Origin of the sequence: Actinomadura sp. NPDC048032, from assembly GCF_040653175.1 — a bacterium.
Taxonomy (GTDB): Bacteria; Actinomycetota; Actinomycetes; order Streptosporangiales; family Streptosporangiaceae; genus Spirillospora; species Spirillospora verrucosospora.
On sequence record NZ_JBEZJP010000387.1, the window covers coordinates 1 to 7,947 of the forward strand.

8 protein-coding genes, 1 pseudogene and 1 riboswitch are annotated in these 7,947 nt (G+C 72.1%); of the genes and pseudogenes, 7 read left to right on the top strand and 2 right to left on the bottom strand.

Annotated elements, in window-relative coordinates:
* From AB0C69_RS33855 to AB0C69_RS33865, 3 genes and pseudogenes are all read left to right on the top strand, one after another.
* Positions 1–98 (top strand): annotated as a pseudogene (locus AB0C69_RS33855) (ornithine carbamoyltransferase); the annotation flags it as partial.
* Positions 99–430: 332 nt separating this feature from the next.
* On the top strand, positions 431–577 hold the full coding sequence (locus AB0C69_RS33860) for a hypothetical protein (RefSeq protein WP_360359020.1): 147 nt from the start codon (positions 431–433) through the stop codon (positions 575–577).
* The gene (locus tag AB0C69_RS33865) at positions 574–1,632 is read left to right on the top strand and encodes a bifunctional lytic transglycosylase/C40 family peptidase (RefSeq protein WP_345177025.1); all 1,059 of its coding nucleotides are present in this window, start codon (positions 574–576) and stop codon (positions 1,630–1,632) included. Before AB0C69_RS33860 ends, AB0C69_RS33865 begins: the two co-directional genes overlap by 4 nt.
* Before the next feature lie 13 nt (positions 1,633–1,645).
* Here the strand turns inward: AB0C69_RS33865 and AB0C69_RS33870 are convergent, their stop codons facing one another.
* Complete coding sequence (locus tag AB0C69_RS33870; protein ID WP_345177027.1) at positions 1,646–2,149, bottom strand: MarR family transcriptional regulator; 504 nt, start codon at positions 2,147–2,149, stop codon at positions 1,646–1,648.
* A 61-nt stretch (positions 2,150–2,210) separates the two neighbouring features.
* Here AB0C69_RS33870 and AB0C69_RS33875 point away from each other — a divergent pair, with 61 nt between their 5' ends.
* Genes AB0C69_RS33875 through AB0C69_RS33885 form a run of 3 tightly spaced genes read left to right on the top strand, consistent with a single transcriptional unit; the run spans position 2,211 to position 4,724 of the window.
* The gene (locus AB0C69_RS33875; RefSeq protein WP_360359023.1) at positions 2,211–3,497 is read left to right on the top strand and encodes an amidohydrolase family protein; all 1,287 of its coding nucleotides are present in this window, start codon (positions 2,211–2,213) and stop codon (positions 3,495–3,497) included.
* Between the two features lie 41 nt (positions 3,498–3,538).
* On the top strand, positions 3,539–4,309 hold the full coding sequence (locus tag AB0C69_RS33880) for a Mut7-C RNAse domain-containing protein (RefSeq protein WP_345177032.1): 771 nt from the start codon (positions 3,539–3,541) through the stop codon (positions 4,307–4,309).
* A 28-nt stretch (positions 4,310–4,337) separates the two neighbouring features.
* Positions 4,338–4,724, top strand: a complete 387-nt coding sequence (locus tag AB0C69_RS33885; RefSeq protein WP_360359028.1) for a (deoxy)nucleoside triphosphate pyrophosphohydrolase — start codon at positions 4,338–4,340, stop codon at positions 4,722–4,724.
* Here the strand turns inward: AB0C69_RS33885 and AB0C69_RS33890 are convergent.
* Positions 4,721–5,737 (bottom strand): NlpC/P60 family protein, encoded by a 1,017-nt coding sequence (locus AB0C69_RS33890; RefSeq protein WP_345177034.1) that lies wholly within the window; start codon positions 5,735–5,737, stop codon positions 4,721–4,723. The genes AB0C69_RS33885 and AB0C69_RS33890 overlap by 4 nt on opposite strands.
* Before the next feature lie 7 nt (positions 5,738–5,744).
* Positions 5,745–5,876: riboswitch (cyclic di-AMP (ydaO/yuaA leader) on the bottom strand.
* Between the two features lie 191 nt (positions 5,877–6,067).
* Here AB0C69_RS33890 and typA point away from each other — a divergent pair.
* Positions 6,068–7,921 carry a translational GTPase TypA gene (gene typA, locus AB0C69_RS33895; protein ID WP_360359026.1) on the top strand — a complete coding sequence of 618 codons (1,854 nt, stop codon included), beginning with the start codon at positions 6,068–6,070 and terminating at the stop codon, positions 7,919–7,921.
* Positions 7,922–7,947: the final 26 nt, after the last annotated feature.

Genomic DNA, 7,947 nt, shown 5'->3' on the forward strand with positions numbered 1-7,947 from the left:
CCCGGACCCGGCTGTCGTTCGCCGCCGGCATCGCCGAACTCGGCGGCAACCCCCTGGTGATGGACGCGGGCACCAGCCAGCTCGGCCGCGGCGAGCCGCGTCCCCGCCGCCGGGGATCCAGAGCACCGTCGACCCGAACGACTTCGACGTCTACCGGCTGCTGCCGTTCTCCCGGCAGGAGTTCGCCACGGCGGCCGACCTGGCGCAGCGGTTCGTCGCGGCCTACGGGACGTACCGCTACGACGAGGCCCCCCAGACCTACATGGCGCGCTTCGCCGGCCTGGCCACCTCCGACCTCGGGCAGCGGCTCGGCCAGGGCGTGGCGACGCCCGGGATGGTGGAGGAGCGCAGGCGCGAGCGGCTCGTCGCGCAGGGCACGGCGTCCCTCGACCAGGTCCGCGACATCGAGAACAACTCGATCATCTTTCTGGTGACCGGCCGGCAGCAGGTCACCAAGAACGGGCGGACCGGCAGCGACAGCAAGCAGTACGCGGTGACCGTGACGAGGGACGGCGGTTCGCTGAGGGTCTACTCGTTCGAGCCCGCCGACGCGGGACAGGCGGGTGACACGGGATGAGTCCGCGGAGGTTGCTGCTCGTCGGCGCTCTGGGCGTCGCCGCGGTGATGTTCGTGGCGCTGGTGTTCGTCCCGATCCTGTTCGGCGCGAGCCAGTTCCTGTTCGGCGGCGGGATCGGCGGTGGCGGCGGCTGCGTGAACGTCGCCGGCGCCGGCGCGCAGCCCGCGGCGGCCGCCGACGCGAAGTCCGTCCCCGTCGACTACCTGAAGCTGTACCAGGAGGCGGGCAGGAAGTACGGCATCCCCTGGAACGTCCTGGCGGGCGTCGGCAAGGTCGAGACCGACCACGGCAGGTCGACGATGCCGGGCGTCTCCAGCGGGGAGAACTACGCGGGCGCGGGCGGTCCGATGCAGTTCCTGGACGCGACGTTCAAGGCGTTCGCGGTGGACGGCGACAAGGACGGCAAGAAGGACCGCTACGACCCGGCGGACGCCATCCCGACGGCCGCCGCCTACCTCAAGCACAACGGCGCCCCGGAGCGGATGCGCACCGCGATCTTCCAGTACAACCACTCGTGGGACTACGTGGACCTCGTCCTGGACTGGGCGAAGCGCTATGTCGGCGGCGACTTCAAGCCCGTCCAGGCGAACGGGATCAACTGCGAGGACAACGAGCTGCCCGCCAACGTCGGCGCCCTCGTCAAGACGATCATCGCGTTCGCGATGGCGCAGCGCGGCAAGCCCTACGTGTTCGGGGCGAACGGCCCGGACGCCTACGACTGCTCCAGCCTGATCCAGGCCGCCTACCGCCAGGTCGGGCTGAACCTCCCGCGCACGACGTTCGAGCAGTGGCCGTTCGGCGTGAAGATCGCCAAGGGCAAGGAGCAGCCCGGCGACCTGGTGTTCTTCAACTCCGGTCCCGGGACGTCGCCCGACAATCCCGGCCACGTCGGGATGGTGATCGGCGGCGGCAAGATGATCGTCGCGAGCTGCTCGGCGTGCGTGCCCGCGATCGGCGTGAAGACCTACAAGAAGCCGAACTGGGTCGGGGTGACGCGCCCGCTCGCGCGGCCGGATTTCAAGAAGAAGGTGGCCGAGCTGGCCGCGCGCCGGTAGCGGCCCGGCGGGGTCAGCGCAACCGGCGCCGGCCCACGACGAGCACGATCTCGCGCAGCGCGTCGGCGGCGGCCCGCACGTCCTCCGGCGGCACCCGGGCCAGCACCTCCTCGTGCGCCACCCCCGACGCGACCAGGGCCTGCTCGGTGACGCGCAGCCCGTCCGCGGTCAGCTGGACGAAGCGGCTGCGCGCGTCGCCCGCGTTGGCCTCGCGCTCCACGTAGCCGGCCTTCTGGAGCCGCTGCAGGACGTTGCTCGTCCCGCCCGAGGTGAGGAACGCCGACCGCGTGAGCTCGCTCGGCCTCAGCCGGTACGGCTCGCCCTCGCGGCGCAGCACGGTCAGCACTTCGAACTCGGCGTAGGTGAGGCCGAGTTCGGCCAGCGGGCCCCGGAGCGCCTGCTGCACCAGCGTGGCGACGCGCCCGGCGCGCTTGCTCAGTTCCAGCATCGCGACGAACGGCTCGGTCAGGCCGTCCCGCCGCCACGCGTCGGCCAGGTCATCGATGTCGTCCCGCACGCCCCGAGCGTACTCGCTCGACTGATTGCTTTTCATAAAGCTATCTTTTAAGCTTTCGTCCATGGCAAATTCTCTGCTGCTCACGAACGGCCTCGTCATCGACACCGCGCCCGAACCGACCGTGCTGGGAACCGCCGACGTGCTCGTCGAGGACGGCCGCATCGCCGCGGTCGGCCCGGACCTGGCCGCGCCGGACGGCGCCGAGACCATGGACGCGACCGGCCGCATCGTCATGCCGGGCTTCGTCGACACCCACCGGCACACCTGGCAGGCCGGGATCCGCGCGGCCCTGCCGGACGGCACGCTCCACGCCTACCTGCAGCGCGTCCTCGGCGAGCTGGCGCCCCGGTACCGGCCGGGCGACGTGTTCGCCGGGACGCTCGCCGGGTCCCTGGAGTGCCTCGACTCCGGGATCACGACGCTGGTCGACTGGTCGCACATCCAGCTCAGCGAGGGCCACACCGAGGCGAACATCGCGGCGCTGCGCGCGTCCGGCATCAGGGCGGTGTTCGGGTACTGCTACGGCGGCGACGGCGGTCTCGACGCGCTCGCCGCCGAGACCGGCCGCGTCCACCGCGAGCACTTCGGGTCCGGCGGCCAGGTCACGATGGCGATGGCGGCGCTCGGCCCCGAGATCGGGGGCGACGAGCGCGCTCTCGCCGAGTGGCGGACGGCCCGCGACCTCGGGCTGCCGGTCACCGCGCACCTGGGCGGCCACGGCGCCGAGAGCGCCGCGCGCGGCCTGGCGTTCCTCGACGCCAACGGGCTGATGGACCACCCGGCCACCTACGTGCACGCCAACTTCTACACCGACGAGGAGCTGAAGCGGATCGCCGGAAGCGGCGGGACGGTGTCCGCCGCCCCCGCCATCGAGGCGGCGCTGGACATCGGCGCCCCGCCCACCGGGCGCGCCCGCGCCGCCGGCGTCCCGACCGGGCTCGGAGCCGACACGGTCACCTCCGGCCCCGGCGACATGTTCAGCATCATGCGCGCCGCCTACGTCCTCGAACGGGGGCGCCCGGACGGCGCCGGCCTCGGCTTCACCGTCGCCGACGCCCTGCGGACGGCCACGATCGAGGGCGCCGAGGTCGCGGGGCTCGCGGACGTCACCGGATCGCTGACCCCCGGCAAGCAGGCCGACCTGCTCGTCCTGCGCACCGACACCTTCGGCCTCGCGGCGGCGCACGACCCCGTCGCGGCCGTGGTCCTGTCGGCGGACACGCGCAACGTCGACACCGTCCTGGTCGGCGGACGCGTGGTCAAGCGCGGGGGAGCGCTGGTCGGCTACGACGTCCCCGCCCTCCTGGCGTCCCTCGCGGACTCCGCCGCGCACGTGACAGCGGCCTGAACCGGGGAGAATCGTCGGCCGCGCGTGGCATGCTGATCGGCGTGGAGTCCGAGATAACGATCCGCGTCGCCGACGAGCTGCTGATGTTCCTGCCCGCGACCCGGCGGGAGTCCCCGGCGCGGGTCCCCTACGACGGGACCTCGACGCTGGGGCACCTCGTGGAGTCGCTGGGCGTCCCCCTCCCCGAGGCGGGCCCGATGACCGCCGACGGCGAGCCCGCCGGGCCCGGCGCCCGTCCCGCCGCCGGGGCCGAGGTCCGCGTGGCCGCGGTCCCGCGCCCCCAGCCCGTGCCGCTGGACCCGGGCCAGGTCGCCCCCCGCTTCCTCCTGGACGTGCACCTCGGCACGCTGGCCCGGCGCATGCGCCTGCTCGGCCTCGACACCGCCTACCACAACGACATGGACGACCCGGCGCTCGTCGTCCAGGCCAACGAGGAGCGCCGCGTCCTGCTCACGCAGGACCGCGGCCTCCTGCGCCGCCGCGCGCTGTGGTTCGGCGCCTACGTCCGCGGCTCGCGCCCCGACGACCAGCTCCGCGACCTGCTCGACCGCTTCGCGCCCGTCCTGCGCCCGTGGACGCGCTGCACCGCCTGCAACGGCGAGCTCGTCCCGGTCGACAAGCAGGAGATCGAGCGCGAGCTCCAGTCGGGCACGCGCCGCAGCTACGACGTGTACGGCCGCTGCGCGGTCTGCGGGCAGGTGTACTGGCGCGGGGCGCACGGCGACCACCTGGAGGAGATCGTCCGCGACGCGACGCGTCTGGTCGACTCCCTCAGGCGGGACGGAACCGGACGGACCGGCGCCGCGGTCTGATCACGAACACGGAGAGGAGCTGGTCGCGATCGATCTCGTGGTGGTGGGGGCGGCGATCCTCGCGGAAGGGCGGCTGCTGGCCGCCCAGCGCGCCGAGCCGCCGCACATGGCGGGCGGCTGGGAGCTTCCCGGCGGCAAGGTCGACCCCGGAGAGTCGGACGAGGACGCCCTGGTGCGCGAGTGCCACGAGGAACTGGCCGTGAAGGTACGCCTGGGCCGCCGCGTGGGCGGCGACTGGCGCCTCAGCGAACGCGCCGTCCTCCGCGTCTGGACGGCCGAGCTGGTAGAAGGCGAGCCGCAAGCCCTGGAGCACCTGCAACTCCGCTGGCTGGCACCCTCAGAGCTCCACGACGTCAACTGGCTCCCCGGCGACCGCCCGGCAGTAGACCTCCTGGCCGCCCAAGGCCTCGGCTAGGAAATCCTATTCGCGCCTGCGAAGTCGGAGCGGTCGGAGAGTTTGGAGATCTTGACCACGTCGCCGGTCTGGGGGGCGTGGAGGTACTTGCCGTCGCCCAGGTAGATGCCCATGTGGTGCAGGTTGCTGCCGAAGTACACCAGGTCGCCGGAGCGGAGGGCGCCGCGGGAGACCTTCGTTCCCATGGCGAACAGGTCGCCGGTGTAGTGGGGGAGGCCGGGCTTGCCGACCTGGGCGTAGGCCCAGACGACGAGGCCCGAGCAGTCGAAGCTGCTCGGTCCGGCGGCGGCCCACACGTACGGGGAGCCGAGCTTGGTGAGCGCCTTGCGGGCCATCTTGGCGGGCAGGCCGGAGCCCTTCACGGTGGCGCTGAGGCCGGTGCGCGGGTCGCTCGCGTGGGTGGTGGTCAGCTTGTCGAGGCGCTTCATCACCTCGGAGACCTTGGCCTTGGCGGCCTCGCGCGCCTGCTTGGCGTCGTCCCAGGCCTTCTTGACCTGGGCGGTCTTGGCCTTGGCGGTGCGCTCCGCGGCGTCGGCCTGGTCGATCTGCTTCTTCAGGGCGAGGACGGCGGTGGCCTGGCTCTGCGCCAGGTAGGCGCGGTCGGACAGCCCCTCGGGGGAGGCGCCGGAGCCGAAGAGGACGTCGGGGCCGCCGGCCATGTAGTTCGCGGCGGCCAGGCTGCCGAGCTTCTGGCGGGCGGGTTCGGCGAGGGCGCGCAGCCGCTCGGCCTCCCGGGTGGCGTCCTGTTCGGCCTTGCGGGCCTTGGTGAACTCGACGCGGGCCTTGTTGAACTTCTCCGTGAGGATCTCGGCCTCTTCGTTCAGCGCGTCGAGGCTCTTGCGCAGGCCCTTCTCCGTCGTCGGCGTGGGGCTCGGCGCCGTGGGCGCGGAGGCGGGCCGGAACGGCTGGGCGGCGTGGGCGAGGTCCGGCGCGGTGGCGCCGAGACCGATCAGGAGCAGGGTGGCGGTGGCGGTGGGCAGAACGCGACGCCGCCGGGGGGAATCCGGAGCCAAGCCGGTGTTCTCCTCTCCTCGTACGCCTACCGGGTTAGCTGACGGGTTCGGGCCAGGAGTCGCCCTACGACGAGCGTCGATTCACCCCGAGGGTGGTGGGTCCCCGGTTCTCCCGCGGGAGATTCGGCGTTCCGGCCGCAGTCCCCTGGGGGCGGGACTCCGGACGACCGGATCTCGGGCAGATTACAAAGGATGCGCAAAGTTGGCCAATCGAGGTCCGTGTGACCGATGGGGCGAACGACTCGGAGTGGGTGGTACGCACGGCCAAGTAGAATGGGTACGGCCGCACGTCTGCGGCGACTCCCGAACTCTCACGCAAGGCGAACCCGCATGCCCATCTCCACGCGCGACGACCTCCGTAACGTCGCGATCGTCGCCCACGTCGACCATGGCAAGACGACGCTGGTCGACGCCATGCTCTGGCAGTCCGGGGCCTTCCGCGAGAACCAGGACGTCGACGACCGCGTGCTCGACTCCAACGACCTGGAGCGCGAGAAGGGGATCACCATCCTCGCGAAGAACACCGCGGTCCTGCACAACGGCCTGACGATCAACATCATCGACACCCCGGGGCACGCCGACTTCGGCGGCGAGGTCGAGCGCGGCCTGTCCATGGTGGACGGCGTCGTCCTGCTGGTCGACGCCAGCGAGGGCCCGCTCCCGCAGACGCGCTTCGTGCTGCGCAAGGCGCTCGCCGCGCGGCTGCCGGTGATCCTGGTCGTGAACAAGACCGACCGTCCCGACGCGCGCATCGACGAGGTCGTGGACGAGACCTACGAGCTGTTCATGGACCTCGACGCCGACGAGGACCAGATCGACTTCCCGATCGTGTACGCGTCCGGCCGCGCCGGGCGGGCCTCGCTCGACAAGCCCGCCGACGGCGCCATGCCCGGCAGCGAGGACCTGGAGCCGCTGTTCAAGGTCATCACCGAGACGATCCCCGCGCCGTCCTACGACCCCGACGGCCCGCTCCAGGCGCACGTGACGAACCTGGACGCCTCCAGCTACCTCGGCCGGATCGCGCTGTGCCGCGTGCACGCCGGCACGATCAAGAAGGGCCAGCAGGTCGCCTGGTGCCGGCGCGACGGCAGCGTCGAGCGGGTGAAGATCACCGAGTTGATGATGACGGAGGCGCTCACCCGCAAGCCCGCGGACGAGGCCGGGCCGGGCGACATCATCGCCATCGCCGGCATTCCCGACATCATGATCGGTGAGACCCTCGCGGACCCCGACGACCCGCGCCCGCTGCCGCTGATCACGGTGGACGAGCCGGCGATCTCCATGACGATCGGCACCAACACCGGGCCGATGGCGGGCCGCGAGAAGGGCACCAAGGTCACCGCCCGGATGGTCAAGGACCGCCTCGACCGCGAACTCGTCGGCAACGTGTCGATCCGGGTGCTGCCGACCGAGCGCCCCGACGCCTGGGAGGTGCAGGGCCGCGGCGAGCTGGCCCTGGCGATCCTGGTCGAGAACATGCGCCGCGAGGGCTACGAGCTGACCGTCGGCAAGCCGCAGGTCGTCACGCGGGAGATCGACGGCAAGAAGCACGAGCCGGTCGAGCGGCTCACCGTCGACATCCCCGAGGAGCACCTCGGCGCCGTCACGCAGCTGATGGCGGTCCGCAAGGGCCGCATGGAGCACATGACCAACCACGGGACGGGCTGGATCCGGATGGAGTTCCTCGTCCCGGCCCGCGGCCTGATCGGGTTCCGCACCGAGTTCATGACCGAGACGCGCGGCACCGGCATGGCGCACCACGTCTTCGAGGACTACGAGCCCTGGTTCGGCGAGCTGCGCACCCGTCCGTCCGGCTCGCTCGTGGCCGACCGGTCCGGCGCCGCCACCGCCTACGCGATCACGAACCTCCAGGAGCGCGGGACGTTCTTCGTCGGCCCGACCACCGAGGTGTACGAGGGCATGATCGTCGGGGAGAACTCCCGCGCCGACGACATGGACGTCAACATCACCAAGGAGAAGAAGCTCACGAACATGCGGTCGTCCACCGGCGACGAGCTGGAGCGGCTCACCCCGCCCCGCGCCCTGTCGCTGGAGGAGGCCCTGGAGTTCTGCCGCGAGGACGAGTGCGTCGAGGTCACCCCGACCGCCGTCCGCATCCGCAAGGTCGTCCTGGACGCCAAGGAGCGCGAGCGCACGCGGGCCCGCACCAAGCGCGCCGGCTGAGCGCCGAAGCCGAAAGGGGCGGCCCC